The sequence below is a fragment of the Scytonema sp. NUACC21 genome (assembly GCF_054684315.1).
In genome coordinates this window covers 178,270-193,577 of sequence record NZ_BAAFZH010000095.1, presented here as the reverse complement: position 1 = coordinate 193,577, position 15,308 = coordinate 178,270, and the positions used below count along the sequence as shown (strand labels likewise).

Sequence of the window (15,308 nt, the reverse complement as noted above, 5' to 3'; positions counted from 1 at the left end):
TGATTGGTAACGTACTCAATTACCAGCATAATGACGAAGCCAATCATTGCGGCTCGACCATTCAAACGCTCAGCATACTCATTAAATCCAAACTTTGGTTCTTCCAACTTCGGAGTCACGCTTGGCTGTGTCATCATTTGAAAATCCTCTTCTCTTTTTAACTGGTGAAATATTAACTGGTGTATGAGTGACAAAACTGCTTGAGCAATAGAGCACGATGCCACTAGTTACATTTGTTTACGATTCTTAGTTTATTGTAAGAGTACTTTGAGGATCGTCAATACCAAAAGTTTGAAGTACATTAGGTGATATCAGGGTAAGTTCGGGTCGAATTGTAGCCATTGATTCAAAAGGTTCCGGATGAGACTGACAAACCATAGCTAAATAATTCTAAGAGGCAGTCAATGGAAATTGGCATTCCCAAAGAAACGAAGGACCAAGAGTTTCGAGTTGGGTTGAGTCCTTCTAGCGTTCGAGTCCTACAGGAAAATGGTCATAACATTTTTGTAGAGCAGGGCGCAGGTGTTGGTGCAGGGTTTACAGATGCGGATTACACAAGCGCTGGTGCAGAAATTGTCTCCACACCAGATTCGGCTTGGAATCGTGACTTAGTTGTTAAAGTGAAAGAACCCCTTCCTAAAGAGTATAAATTCTTACAAAAGGAACAAATTTTATTCACCTATTTACATCTAGCTGCAGATAGAAAACTGACAGAACATTTGATTGATTGTGGTGTAACGGCGATCGCTTATGAAACGGTAGAACAGCCAGGAAGTAACAAGCTTCCCTTGCTGACACCCATGAGTATAATTGCCGGCAGATTATCCGTACAATTTGGGGCAAGGTTTTTAGAAAGAGCCTCAGGTGGTCGAGGAGTTTTGCTAGGGGGTATTCCTGGAGTTAAACCGGGCAAAGTTGTGATTTTAGGTGGCGGTGTCGTAGGTACAGAAGCGGCTAAAATTGCAGTAGGTATGGGCGCGGCGGTTCAGATTATCGATGTGAATGTCGAACGCCTGTCATATTTAGAAACGTTGTTTGGTTCTAGAGTTGAACTGCTATACAGTAACTCCGCTCATATTGAAAGTGCAGTTAAAGATGCTGACTTACTTATTGGTGCAGTCCTAGTACCGGGGCGTAGGGCACCTATCCTCGTACCGCGTAGTTTGGTCAAACAAATGCGCCCTGGTTCTGTCATAGTGGATGTTGCTGTTGACCAAGGTGGTTGTGTGGAGACACTGCATCCTACATCTCACACAAACCCCGTGTACATTGAAGAGGGTGTAGTACACTACGGTGTTCCTAATATGCCTGGTGCAGTACCTTGGACATCAACACAAGCACTTAACAACAGTACACTACCTTACGTGTTGCAGTTAGCCAATTTAGGAATAGAGGCACTCGCGAAAAACCCAGCATTATCAAAGGGATTGAACGTACAGAATCATCGCTTAGTTCATCGTGCAGTACAAGAGGTTTTTCCAGATCTCGTGAGTAGTTAGTGGTTAGTAGACAATTGAGCGATAGCAAATGGCTACTTAACTTTTATCCTGTTGGAGTAGTTGTGTGACCGAATTAATCAAGTTAGCTGGTTCAACTGGCTTGGTTACGTATAGTTGAAAGCCTGATTCCAATGCCCGAGAACCATCTTGTTCTCTGACATAGGCTGTCAATGCAATAGCTGGTATTTGTCCTCCTATTTCTGGTTCCAAATTTCTTAACTCGCTCATCAGATTGTAACCATCCTCTTCTGGCATTCCAATGTCACTAACTAAGATATCAGGTGGTGACTTTTCAATAGCTGAAAGTGCTAGACGTACTGATGCAACAGCTGTAACCGTAGCGCCATGCTGTTGCAATACAGTAGTGACATAATCGCGTGTATCGCTATCGTTATCGACGACTAGCACCTGCAAACCATTAAGAGATTGAGAGAGGGTTGTGAGGTGGGGTGACAAGGAAGACTTGGGGCAACTGGTCAATCCAGAGGATGACGGAGATATTTGTAGTGAAATATTCCCCGTGTCACCCTGTTCCCTTATCCCCTTTTCTTCTTTAAGCGTGTCTCCCTGCCCCCTAATCCTCTCCCTCATTTCCTTGATCTTTTCAACCTCCCGGTCTCCCTGTGCGTCTAAAAGGGGCAGTTTTACAGTAAAAGTCGCACCTTGTCCTACTCCCGGACTTTCGGCGCGAACATTTCCCCCATGCATCTCTACCAGATAACGTACAATCGCTAGCCCCAGACCCAATCCACCTTGGTTTCTAGTAATACTGCCATCAGCTTGTCGGAAACGGTCAAATACGTAGGGCAAAAACTCTGGGCTGATACCACTGCCCGTGTCATTAACTGTAATTTGAACATATTTGCTAATAGCAGATTGGCTTGCGCCCAATTCAGAGTTTGCTATCCTTCTGGGAGTAGACATTAGGGATAATGAGGATTTCAAATGATTTCCAGTGCCTTCCTCCTTGTTCCAAATCCCTTGTTCAATTGACAATCGTACCTGTATTTTTCCACCATCTGGTGTAAATTTGAGTGCATTATTTAGTAGGTTCCAAACAATTTGCTGCAAGCGATTTGGATCGCCTAAGACGTAAAACGCGGAGGCAGAGGAGGCGGAGACCTGTGTGGGAACAGTACCCGTGTCTTCTAAATTGACGGCTTCAACAATATGCTCAAGTTGAATATTTTTAGTTTCAGCTTCCAGATGCACGCTATCTACTACCGTTGACACTATAGATGCTAAGTTTACTTTTGCAAGATTCAATTGCAACTTGCCACGTATAATTCTCGAAACATCTAAGATATCGTCAATAAGTTGCGCTTGCAGGGAAGCGTTGCGCTCAATAGTCTCTAAAGCACGCAGTACGGATTTTTCCTCCAATTTTTTCTGGCGTAGAAGTCGTGCCCAACCAAGTATTGAAGTCAGAGGAGTGCGAAGTTCGTGGGAAAGGGTTGCTAAAAACTCATCCTTCAGACGATTTGCTGTTTCAGCCTCTTGTCGTGCTGTTTGCTCGCGAATAAACTTGATGTGCTCTTCTGCTGCTCTTTTTCGCTCTGTAATATCTTCTACTGTCCCAACGTAACCAGTTACCTCATTATGATTTGAAAGCATTGGGGAGGAAGACATATGTATCCAACGCTCAACACCACTCTTATTGAGTATGCGAAACTCTCCTTTATATTCCTGTCCTTCCCGAGAGACAGCGTGCCAATCGGCAATAACTCGTTTTCGGTCTTCTGGGTGAATTGCTTGTGTCCAACCGTCCCCCACGCTTTCTTCATGTGTCATACCGTAGATAGCTTGATAACGGGGGTTGGTATAAGTACATTTACCTAAAGTATCCGTAAGAAAAATACCTACAGGTGAACAAGCACTTAATGAACGGAACAATTCTTCACGCTTTCTCAGTTCAGCATTCATAAGTGCCAATTGTGCGGCTTGTCGCTTCACCTCAATACTCTTTTGAAATAAATCAACAAATGCCGATACCTTAGATTTTAAGATTTCCGGTTCAATGGGTTTAAACAAATAGTCCACAGCACCAAGAGAGTATCCTCGGTACACCATAGTGTCGCTGGTGCTATAGGCTGTGAGAAAAATAATTGGTGTATAGCGGGATCGTTCTCGTTGTCGAATCAGCGCAGCTGTCTCGAACCCGTCCATATCTGGCATTTGTACATCCAGTAATATGACCGCAAAATCCTGATTCAGCAGTTGCCGCAGTGCTTCTGCACCTGATGTAGCCCTCACCAAATTTTGACCTAAGCTATCTAAAATTGCTTCTAGGGCTAGCAAATTTTCTGGATGGTCATCTACCAGCAGAACGTTAACTTTCGGTTCTAATGACATCGGAATCAGTACGCTTTAAGAAATATAATAAGGCGTTTTCAAGTCTTTCTATTGACTGTGACGCCTGTGCTTAATTCATTCCCACTATCTTAAGTTATATATTTTATGGATTATTAATGTTTTCTAGTTCATCACCTGTTGTATATAAAAATCAAGATAAGAACTTATCTTAAATACGACAAATGTTCACTAAAAAAGGGGCGATATCTGCTAGAGGCAGAATTTTATCTACAACGCCCGCTGCTATAGCTGCTTTGGGCATTGTAGAACAAACGGCTGTTGATGGTTCTTGTACCACTGTTTTGCCACCCCGTGCTCTAATTCTTGCCAGTCCTTGTGTACCATCATAATTGGCTCCTGTCAAGAGCACTCCAATCACCTTGTCTCCGTAAGCATCTGCTGCTGTTTCAAACAGTACGTCAATAGATGGTCGCGCATAGGTAACAGGAGCATCGGTAGATAGAGAAAAATAAGGGTAAGCCACTGCATCATTTCTACTTTCTACCAACAAATGATAATCCGCTGGAGCTATGTATACACAGCCCGGTAAAATCTCTTCTTTATCCTGTGGCTCTACAACCACTAGGTTACAGTATCGCTGCAAAGCAATACTCAATTGAGTAGTGGAAGCTTTATGACGGTGTTGAACAATAGCCACAGGAACTGAAAAGCTTTTCGGTAATCCAGTAAGTAAAACTTCGAGGGCATTAAATCCTCCTAAGGATGCCCCAATAACAATCAGTTTAAATGCCATTAAGAGGTAGTAGTTAGTAGTTAGTAGTTAGTTGTTAGTTGTTAGTAGTTTATTACAATAATGAAAAAATAACCACCAACAACTACTGTAGGGCAAGTGTAATTGAATGTATTGAGACTATCTACATCATGCTACTTTGTTAAATTCATCCCTCCGCTATCAACTAATTCTACGGTAAAGCTTTTCCGCCGTTTCTAACACCTCATAATGATTTTCGTATGGCGTAAATTTTAGGCTTTCTTGACGACCCAAACCTAAAATGCCATGTCTGTTAAGGCTTTCGTAAAAAAGATTGTGAACTCTTTTCTGTAAAGATTGATTAAAATAAATTAATACATTTCTACATAAGATAACATGAAATTCATTAAAAGAATTATCAGTTGCCAGGTTATGTTGTGAGAAAATCATATTTTCTTTCAAATGAGAAGAGAATATGGCACAATCGTATGCAGCAGTATAATATTCTGAAAAAGATTTTTTGCCCCCTGCTTGTAAATAGTTTTGAGTATAATCTTGCATAAGTTCAATTGGGAAAATTCCAGATTTGGCTTTTTTTAAAACCATTTCATTGATATCAGTTGCATACAATCGACAACGGTGGTAAAGCCCCTCCTCATGCAGCAAAATTGCCATAGAATAAACCTCCTCCCCGGTGGAACATCCAGCATGCCAAATGCGAATAAAAGGATAAGTTCGTAATAGCGGCACAACTTTTTGCCTAATAGCAAGAAAAAAGGTAGGGTCACGAAACATACTAGTTACGTTAACCGAGAGATTAAATAAAAATCTCTCCATACATTCGGGCTCATGCAAAACTTTTTCTTGTAATCCAGAGATACTGGTTAATCCTTCGGCTTCCACCGTGCTCCAAATTCGTCTTTTGATTGAAGCCAAAGCATAATTTCTAAAATCAAATCCATAATAACGATATATAGCTTCTAACAGCAACTGAATTTCTATATCCTCAAGCTGCTCCTTAATCATAAAATTGTTCATTTTTGCTTATTGTACTTTGATAAGTAGATGTTACTCATAAACTACAAGCTTAGATTTATATAATTAAAGCGTACTATCGGCTATACTCCATGTTCTTGAATGCCTTTAACGCCCAATAGCTCTTAACTCTTGGCTCCTCCTTAAAAGGTCAGCATGGAATTCATACTTAATACTCTGTCATGTAGTATATCTCCAATCATTCTATTTCAAGATGATAGGTTCAGGGAATGCGTAAAAGTATATATGCCTAGGGAATGGTTGCCCGCACGCTAGCAGTTCTTGTATTGCATCTTTTGAATGAATTAATCTATTCCTTCAGATTAACAACCTTACCTATTATAAAAAAAATCTAAAGATTTAAGGTTTTTGTAAAAGGAGTCAGTAGGTTAGCACAAAGATCGGACTGTCATTTGTTATTTGTCATTTGTCATTTGTAAGGATTTTAACTATTTTTATCTTTCATAGATACTTGCTGACTTTACGATCTGAACTACTTTGTGACATCCAGCAATTTTTAGGTAAATGAAGTAAATCAGCAGGGGGTTCTTCTGATGTATGCCTATGAGAATCGGCACATTACGCGATCGCTTTTACAGCAAAAATAAATAAACTCCTATCTTGCACCGCCATTTCACAGATAAATTATAGGCTAAAAAGCTTATTGTTTCGTAGGTAGAGCTATTCCGCACGTCCCCTAATTGAGCAGAAGATGCCAGTAAAACAAGAAAAACAAAAAAACATCAAGTCTAGGAAAAAAAGATTTATTGCTAATTGCAATTGATATCTTATATTGTTTTGTTAAAGATGGAAAGTTAAAAAAATTATTTATTAGTATGAAATAGAAATTTTATCGTGAATTACACATATATCTTAAATGATAGTAAGTTATTGCTTTCAATAATTAAAAGGCAACAGGAAACGGAGAAGGCTTTATGAAGTTAAGCATCTCTGTTCCCGTTACCTTCTTCGATAAAAAAGCTCCATATACTTATAAAGTACTCATTGCCTTATGCAGCTATCATGACTTGCTAAACAAGCTATAAGTTTTACAACTGCTTATGTTGTTGACGCAGCTTCATTTAAGGCGTATCGGAGAATGATGTTGTATTCAGTCTGTCGGAAGATATCCTAGATGTCTAAGGTTGTCTGGATTAAAAGTATCAGATACGGCAAAGCGATAACAACAAAGGTGGGCAATGCCCACCCTACTAGGGAAGTTCGGAGGATAATTACAACGGACGGTAGACTCGATAGTTAACGTTGGGGAAAATATTATCCATCAATTCAACTTTTTCCAACCAACCACTGTCAATCTTACCTGTCTTAACGTCTTCATAAAGCTTGTTGAAACGCATCAGGTGCGATCGCGTCCGCCTGACTGCATAAGGAACCATCGTTCCCGTCCGCATAATGAATGCCCAGTCTGAAGATTGAGCCAACAATAATTCTCGAGCTGCTTGGTTTAAAGCTCTCCATTGCAACTCATCTTCTGGTTCTTGAGATGATATTTCAATCATTCGTTCTGTAGCTTTGTGCAAGTGCGGATAAATCCATGTATTCGTTTCATTCAACCAATACTCGTGAAATCCTTTGTAACCCCAACTAGACTGAGAGGGTCGGCAAACTTGCTGGGTTGGTTCCGCCCGGAGATAATCTGCTAAGTGGGTCATGGCATAAGTTTTTTGGTCAAACCATGACTTCCGGAATAAGTAATCAATAAACCAGGGTCCCTCATACCACCAATGCCCGAATAACTCCGCATCATAGGGAGAAACAATAATTGGTCGGCGTTGCATTATACCATGAAGGTGTTCAACTTGCTGCTCCCGATTGTACATGAAATTACTAGCGTGTTCCGCGGCTTTTTCTCGTGCCCAGTATGGGTCATAGAGAGCCTTATCTCCCAGCCCCAGTCCCCGTCCGGTAATTTTATGATATTTGATACCCGTATTTTTCCGTTGACCGTTGGGCATGATGTAAGGCTTGATGTACTCGTATTCCGCTTCCCAGCCCAAGTCTTTGTAAAACTCGCGGTATTCTGGCGATCCAGGATAACCTACTTCAGAAGACCAAACCTGTTGCGAGGATTCATGGTCTCGACCAAAGGCAGCCACACCAGTTTCTGTAAAAATTGGGGCATAGGTACCAAATCGAGGGCGGGGACGAGCATAGAGAATGCCATGTCCATCTGTCAGGAAGTAGCGCAACCCTGCATCAGCTAACATCCGCTCTAAACCTTCATAGTAGGCGCACTCTGGTAACCAAATGCCTTTGGGGGGGCGTCCAAAAGTTTCCTCGTAATGTTCGCAAGCTACTTTAATTTGTGCCCACACAGCTTGTGGGTACATCTTCATAAGTGGTAAGTAGCCGTGGGTAGCACCACAGGTAATAATCTCTACGTTATTTGTATCTTGGAATTGCTTAAAAGCTGTTACCAAGTCCCCCTTGTAGCGTTCCCAAAGTTCTCGTGTCGCACTAAACTCACTGGCGTAATGCTCGGCTAAATAACGAATATGACCGTTATGGGCATTATGTTCGATTTCTAACTCTATGAGTTCTTCTAGTTTAGCTAGATGTTCGTCGTACCGTTCTTGCAGTAGAGGATCTCGCAGCATGGACACAAGAGGTGGTGTCATGCTCATCGTGATTTTAAAGTCAACTCCATCTCGCTTTAAGCCTTCAAATACTCTTAGCAAGGGTACATAAGTTTCCGTAATGGCTTCATAAAGCCATTCTTCTTCCAACACATAGTCACTTTCTGGGTGACGAACGAAGGGCAGATGTGCATGGAGTACGAGCGCAACGTAGCCGATAGCCATAATAAATTGTTCCCTTGGTGGTACTTGTAGAAGGTCGGGAATTGGGCAGATGTTAAGATTATTTTAAGACTTTCTGGGGATCGTATCAGCTTTTAGCCAACTCTTCCAAATGGGTCATACCGCTAAAGCAAAAATGTATTTAATTTATAAGAAATTAAGCGAGCTAAAACCTCCGAGTATGAAAAGTTACATTATTTACGTGATTCATACGTACTTCAGGCGGTGGATGTAAGTAAGCGTTAAGCCCCTTCAGGGTCGCTTAATTCTTGGTTCGGGTATGAAACTGTAACTTAATAACTGGACATAGCTACCGATTACTAGTCATTTTTGGGTGGGTCTGGGATAAGTTTGTCATTTATCCAAGAGATGCAATCTCAACACAAATGCTAATTAAAGGTGTTGTCAAGTTATCTCAAACTAATATCGAGTTGACAACACAAGCTAAAAATGTAGACCAAGTAAGGATTGTCCCTAAGTTAGACCATTATGTTATTGAAGTTATTTACACAGTCGATGAACCTGTTAAATCAAATGGCAAATCACTTTTAAACCTGCATTACTAACCATGATAATTGTCTAACTTGAAGAAAGACAAGTCAAGTAGCCCGCAAAATCAAAATCACAAACAATTGCTTTCATAATGTCCCTCCTGTTTCAATTTGCTGCATAATATCTTTTAGTTCACTTGTCTGATGGGAATCAAATTGATAACTTTAAGTTTGGTGATAACAAGAAAACCCGACGGACTTTAAAGATTAGCCAACGTCGAACTAGTCGCAAAACGAAAGGTAGTAAAAATCGCAAAAAGTCTGCATTAAAAGTAGGTAGGCTACATAAGAAAATCACTGATATTTGTTTTACTTGCAATATAAATCACAAGGTTGTAATATACTTGATGATTTGATAGAAATGGTAATCAATTGTGGGGAAAAAATGGTCTTGGCAATTAAGATTCGCCATTTCACTATTCTTTAGCAGTGCATTCACCACAACAGACCGTGCGGCGAAAGCCCAACTCATCCCCGATACGACCTTAGGTCAAGAAAGTTCTCGCGTGACTTCCTCTGGTGTACGAAACCAGATTGAAGGCGGAGCAATTCGAGATAATACCTTGTTCCACTCTTTTCAAGAATTCAACGTAAACAACGGACAGCAAGTCTATTTTGCGCCTCCCTCAGGCATTGCCAACATCTTCACTCGCGTAACAGGAAGTACCACCTCACAGATATTTGGAACGTTAGGAGTAGTTGGCAGTGCTAATCTATTTTTAATGAATCCCAACGGCATTATCTTTGGATCGAATGCTCAATTAGATGTTGCAGGGTCATTTGCTGCAACAACAGCCCAAAGTATAATTTTCGACAGCTATCAATTTAGTGCCACTAATCCAACGGCTCCCCCTGTACTGAGGATTAATTTAACTCCAGGGTTGCAGTATGGTCCTGTTGCTCCTACCAGCCAAATTCGCAGCGAAGGTATTTTGTCCGTTGGGCAAGATTTCAGCCTGACTGGTGGCAGCCTAAATTTACAAGGTCAACTGCTAGCAGGGAATAATTTAACCCTGGTAGGGAACAGCACATCCTCCAGTAATTCCTTGCATATTTTAGCGGGGGGTGCGGTAAATATTAACCAGATCGCGATTACAGATGCAGATACAACTGGAAATACAATTAACCCAACTGCGACACCAACACTTGCTAATGTCACTCTCTCAGACGGTTCACCTCTTGTCATTAATAGCACGGCTCGACCAACTTTAGATATTAGGGCTGGTACTACTGCTGTACTAAACTCAGGAACAGGTAGCAATAGTGACACAGCTTTGACTCCCGTTGAGAACAACACTACTGCAAGAAGTGCAAACATCACCATAGGCACCATCAGAGTCAACACTTCAAATGGGCTAGTGTTCTTAACCAATCAGTATCAGCCCAACTCTTCGTCAACTGGCAACATTCAAGTAAACTTGATTGATACTAGCAGCACAGTGGGCAGGGGTGGCGATATCTTGCTCGACTCCAGAAGTAATATCATAGTGCCGCCCTTTGGCTTAGTTACCTCTTCTTCTGGTGCTGGTAATTCTGGCAATATTACCTTAATAGCGAACAATGCCATTTCTGTTGCTAATAATGCTGTCATCACCACCGGTACATTTCCCAATGGATTGGCGAATGCAGGTAACATCAATGTTACAACCCGCTTGCTATCTATGGATAACGGCGCTGTTTTAAACGCTGGAATTAGCGCAAGAGGGAATGGAGGAAATATTAATATTAATGCCCGCGATAGTATCTCACTTGCAGGGGCTCGCACTGGGATATTCACCGCTGTAAATCCCGAAGCAGTAGGTAGTGGAGGTAATATAAATATCAACACTCGCTCTTTAACTCTAAGTAATGGCGCACAACTATCAGCTAGTGTGGTCGGTAATGGAAATGGAGGAGAATTGCGGGTGAAAGCCCAGCAAGTGGAACTGGTTGGCATCTCACCTGATGGTCAGTTTGGGAGCGGCTTGTACTCTACACTCAACCCAGGCGCGACAGGCAAGGCAGGAAATTTGACCGTCGAAACCGACCGCCTAGTAGTACGCGATGGAGCAGGGGTATCAACAGCTACTGGAGGTAATGGGGATGGAGGAGAATTGCGGGTGAAAGCCCAGCACTTAGAACTTATTGGCACAACGGCGGATGGTCGCATTAGTAGCGGTTTATACTCCAATCTCGATCTAGGGGCGACGGGCAAGGCAGGAAATTTGACCGTCGAAACTGACCGCCTCGTAGTACGCGATGGAGCAGGGGTATCAACTAGTACTCTAGGCAATGGAGATGGAGGAGAATTGCGAGTGAAGGCTCAACAGATAGAACTGATTGGAGGCTCAATTAGCGGTCAGTTTGGCAGTAGTTTGTTGTCTATACTCGGTCCAGACGCAACGGGTCAGGCAGGAAATTTGACTATTGAAACTGACCGCCTAGTAGTACGTGATGGAGCACAGATATCCACCAGTTCTGTCGGTAACGGAAATGGAGGAGAATTGCAAGTAAAAGCACAGCACTTAGAACTAGTTGGTACCTCGCCTGATGGTCTGTTTGGCAGCGGTTTGTACTCTACACTCAATCCAGGCGCGACGGGTCAGGCAGGAAATTTGACTGTTGAAGTTGACCGCCTCGTAGTACGCAATGGAGCACAAATATCAGCGGGTACTCTAGGCAATGGAAATGGAGGAGAATTGCGGGTAAAAGCACAACACTTAGAACTGGTTGGCACCTCGCCTGATGGCTTGTTTGGCAGCGGTTTGTACTCTACACTCAACCCAGGAGCGACGGGTAAGGCAGGAAATTTGTTCGTCGAAACTGACCGTCTGGTAATACGCGATGGAGCAGCAATATCAACAGCTACTGGAAGTAATGAGGATGGAGGAGAATTACGGGTGAAGGCTCAACAGATAGAACTGATTGGCAGTTTGCCTAACCCCAACATTCCGTTTTTTGGCGGTTTGACTACCTTCGCTGGAATTGAAGCCAGTGGAAATGGGGGTAATTTGGTCGTTGACACCGAGCGTCTTACGTTGGCTGATGGGGCACAAGTATCTACTAGTAGTTTTGGTTCCGGTAGGGCTGGCGACTTGAGGATTAATACGCCGCAGCTATTGATTCGCGATCGCTCTCAAATTCTAGCTACCAGCCAGTCAGGTAACGGTGGAAATATCACCTTGGAAGGGCTGAAGTTGTTGCTTCTTAGGAACAACAGCAGTATTTCTACTACCGCAGGACAAGCGCTTGCTGGTGGCGATGGTGGTAATATTACCATCAATGCTGGATTCGTTGTTGGTGTCCTTAATGAAGGTAGCGACATCACCGCCAATGCTTTTTTTGGTAGGGGCGGTAACATTAACATTACTACCAATGCCCTGTTTGGATTGAGGGAACGGAAACAACTCACTCAATTCAGTGATATTACTGCTTTTTCTCAACAAAACCCTGTGCTCAATGGTACAATAGTCATTGATACATTAAGAATTGACCCTAACAGGGGATTGACAGAATTACCTTCCGCTGCTGTAGATCCAAGCGATCGCATTGTGGCAGCATGTCCGGCAACACCTGACGCCCGTTTTGTCGTTACCGGAAGGGGTGGCTTACCAGAAGATCCCAGGACAACGCTGACTGGTATTGTAGTGTTGAACGATTTTCGCACTAGTCTTGATACGAATGTCGAGGGGGAACTTCACAGTAGAGATGCAAAAGATTTCCCATTACCCCCAACTCCCACTTCCAATTCTCCCCTAGTTGAAGCTCAAAGCTGGGTAATTGATGCTGCAGGAAATGTGGAGTTAGTAGTAAACAATACTAATATTAGTAGCAGTTCTGGAAGTGGTGGTCGGGGACTTTGTTTTTAAGACAGCAAATCACCATCACTTTTTGAGGGCTGACTGCTGCTAATTAATATCTATGCATTGGTCACAAGTTAAGCTTTAACTTTCCAGAAAAAATTGCTTTAGTAAAATAAATGGTCAGATGTTAGATATTGTTGGATAGAAGGCTGAACTTTTGCTTAACTGTGGATTGACAGCTAACAAGTCGATGAAGTGGGCTGTCCTGAGAAAAGATATTGTTTGGGTGATAAAAACTGAGTAAGAAACAAAAGTAAGTAAGTAAATTTTAATTTACTCAAAACCCCTCTCTACAAGGCTTCCAGCCGCTACCCCCTCGCAAGGAAGTTGCGAGGTTGCAGTTTGTCTATATATCCGGGACATCCCATATCTCGTCATTTGGGTTTTGAGAAATTGTCTGCTTCCGAAGCTCAATCTTTTGTATGATTTCGATACAATCTTCCCTACTCAATTCATTTGAAATACCAGCATTGAGTGTTTCTTGGATTAGGTCATTATATTTTTTGATAGATGATCTGTCCACTCCTAAACAGCTAAGGTCTGACAAAATCTTACTTTTTTTAGGAGGAGTTTGAGAACTATGACTAAAACTGCCGAGTACTAATGCGACGGCAATAATTAAGAAAATAAAAACACCTAGTTCCATAAACTTCGTGTCATTTTATGCAACAAGTCTCTAATCTACTAAACAGACATCTTCCACAAGTAACATTAATATCATAGGGTATAAATAAATCCATATTTATAAGGTCAAATTCCAGCCATAAACGATCCACTAAAATAGGTAAATGTCCTACTGGCGCACTGAGATTAAATATGAGGCGATCGTACCAATCGGCACTATGGTAATAATTTACATAATTAGGATAGTTCCAAATCCACTTTGCTTCTGTTTCAAAGTTTTCTGATACTCGCCATCCAACAGCGCTACCAAATGCATCCCAATCCCCTTGACATTGTTTATAAATCTTTAATTGACTACTGAAGCCAAAATGACCACTGCTATGCTGTAACCAAAGTTGCTCAATCTTGCATAGATCCTCACAAGAAATATTATCGATCACTTTTTCTGAGAGAGACATATCCCAAGATTTGTCCGAAGAAGATAGCAGCCACATTAGCTTTAACGTTGCCCGATCTGCTGCTTGCCACTGCTGAGTGGAAAGCAAACGTTGCAGTTCTTCGTAGTCAAAACTTGGCTCCCATGATGATGTATACATACTCAATGAAATATTCTGAATTATAACTCATAGATGAAATCTATATCAAAGTCATATTAATCGTAACCGTTCAGGGGGTAAAAGTGCGATTCGCCATGAGAGGCGAGATAGGGGTCAGCGAAAAAATGCCACCAGAACAGATGAAGAAAATTGGGTATGAAACTGGTATTTTAGGGTAAAAGTACGATTCGCCATGAGGAGTGTATAAATAACTTACTACGCATTTGTCATCAGAAAGCGAAAGATCTCGCTAATCCTGAGTATTGGGGTTGAGTGGACGCGGTGGATTTGCCCTGTCTATTGTTTTCAAAACCAGAATTTTTTAATCAACGCAGATGCTAACGGTGCTGCCAACGTGATTAAAAAAGTAGCGATCACTTTAGGCTTAGACCTAAAAGGAATCAGTAGGGTGTGTTTGACAACATCACAGAAACTGTTTATCGCAGAAGTTTCCCACGCGCTTTTAGCCGTGGGAGAAGTCAAATAAGTTCATCTGGGTCAATCCCTGCAGCTCGCAATCGTTCTGCCAATCTTTCAGCTTTTTGCCGTTCCTGCTCTAGTTGTTGATTTGCTTGTTGTAATTGTTGATTTGCTTGTTGTAATTGTTGATTTGCTTCCTCTTCTGGCAGAAGTACCAGTTGCCCATCTGGGGTAAAAAAGCGCAATTTCCGCTCAATTACTCCCAAGTATAGCCCCAACTGCTGGCTCCACAACCTACCTTCTGGAGTCAATAACAGTTCTTGGTATTGCCCATCAACTATGTGAAATCCTTGAAATTCCAAACTAACAGGGTCAAACCAGAAGTAATCAGGGGTACGAAACGTATTTTGGTATATTTGCTTTTTCAGACCTTTATCAATAGATGCAGTTGAGTCTGATAATAACTCGATAATTACGTTGGGATATTTACCATCTTCTTGCCACACAACCCAACTTTTGCGGTCTTTCTTTTCTGTATCTAAAACTACTAAAAAATCAGGTCCTCTAAAATCTTCCGATTTTTTTTGATTGGGACTAAAATATACAGTCAGATTTCCTGTAGCATAAAAATCTTGGCGTTCCCGCCAGTACCACTTAATAAGCCGGATGAGCAGTTCTATCTGTTCGCGGTGGAGATCGCTTTCCAAGGGAGGTTCGTCACTGTAAAGGTCAATAGGTGGAAAAATTATACCTCCAGTATCGTCCTTTGTGACAGAGGAGATGCTAAGCGGCTGAGACATACAAAACTTTGTTTTGGCGGTTTATAAATATGTTACCGTTTTAAACCGCTTGCTGCCT

The 15,308-nt window shown here is 41.9% G+C and carries 10 protein-coding genes; 2 read left to right on the top strand and 8 right to left on the bottom strand.

Annotated elements, in window-relative coordinates; translation table 11 throughout:
- A partial coding sequence (locus ACYRY3_RS28195; RefSeq protein WP_460204990.1) for a chlorophyll a/b-binding protein occupies positions 1-137 on the bottom strand: 137 nt, incomplete at its 3' end.
- A gap of 267 nt (positions 138-404) precedes the next feature.
- On the opposite strand from ACYRY3_RS28195, the gene ald reads away from it, so the two are divergent.
- A complete protein-coding gene (gene ald / locus ACYRY3_RS28190; RefSeq protein ID WP_460204978.1) occupies positions 405-1,499 on the top strand; it encodes an alanine dehydrogenase in 1,095 nt (364 codons plus the stop codon).
- Between the two features lie 36 nt (positions 1,500-1,535).
- Here ald and ACYRY3_RS28185 read toward each other — a convergent pair whose 3' ends face one another.
- The 4 genes from ACYRY3_RS28185 to ACYRY3_RS28170 all read right to left on the bottom strand — a co-directional run bounded on the left by ACYRY3_RS28185 (position 1,536) and on the right by ACYRY3_RS28170 (position 8,420).
- A complete protein-coding gene (locus ACYRY3_RS28185) occupies positions 1,536-3,851 on the bottom strand; it encodes a hybrid sensor histidine kinase/response regulator (RefSeq protein ID WP_460204977.1) in 2,316 nt (771 codons plus the stop codon).
- A 169-nt stretch (positions 3,852-4,020) separates the two neighbouring features.
- Entirely contained in the window at positions 4,021-4,605 is a 585-nt protein-coding gene (locus ACYRY3_RS28180) for a chemotaxis protein CheB (RefSeq protein ID WP_460204976.1), read from the bottom strand.
- A 159-nt stretch (positions 4,606-4,764) separates the two neighbouring features.
- Complete coding sequence (locus ACYRY3_RS28175) at positions 4,765-5,589, bottom strand: CheR family methyltransferase (protein WP_460204975.1); 825 nt, start codon at positions 5,587-5,589, stop codon at positions 4,765-4,767.
- A gap of 1,241 nt (positions 5,590-6,830) precedes the next feature.
- A complete protein-coding gene (locus tag ACYRY3_RS28170; RefSeq protein ID WP_460204974.1) occupies positions 6,831-8,420 on the bottom strand; it encodes a glycoside hydrolase family 57 protein in 1,590 nt (529 codons plus the stop codon).
- Positions 8,421-9,342: 922 nt separating this feature from the next.
- On the opposite strand from ACYRY3_RS28170, the gene ACYRY3_RS28165 reads away from it, so the two are divergent.
- On the top strand, positions 9,343-12,816 hold the full coding sequence (locus ACYRY3_RS28165) for a two-partner secretion domain-containing protein (protein WP_460204973.1): 3,474 nt from the start codon (positions 9,343-9,345) through the stop codon (positions 12,814-12,816).
- A 340-nt stretch (positions 12,817-13,156) separates the two neighbouring features.
- Here ACYRY3_RS28165 and ACYRY3_RS28160 read toward each other — a convergent pair whose 3' ends face one another.
- The 3 genes from ACYRY3_RS28160 to ACYRY3_RS28150 form a co-directional block, all read right to left on the bottom strand.
- The gene (locus tag ACYRY3_RS28160; protein ID WP_460204972.1) at positions 13,157-13,456 is read right to left on the bottom strand and encodes a hypothetical protein; all 300 of its coding nucleotides are present in this window, start codon (positions 13,454-13,456) and stop codon (positions 13,157-13,159) included.
- A 10-nt stretch (positions 13,457-13,466) separates the two neighbouring features.
- On the bottom strand, positions 13,467-14,030 hold the full coding sequence (locus ACYRY3_RS28155; protein WP_460204971.1) for a GUN4 domain-containing protein: 564 nt from the start codon (positions 14,028-14,030) through the stop codon (positions 13,467-13,469).
- A gap of 479 nt (positions 14,031-14,509) precedes the next feature.
- On the bottom strand, positions 14,510-15,250 hold the full coding sequence (locus tag ACYRY3_RS28150) for a Uma2 family endonuclease (protein ID WP_460204970.1): 741 nt from the start codon (positions 15,248-15,250) through the stop codon (positions 14,510-14,512).
- Between the last annotated feature and the right edge of the window lie 58 nt (positions 15,251-15,308).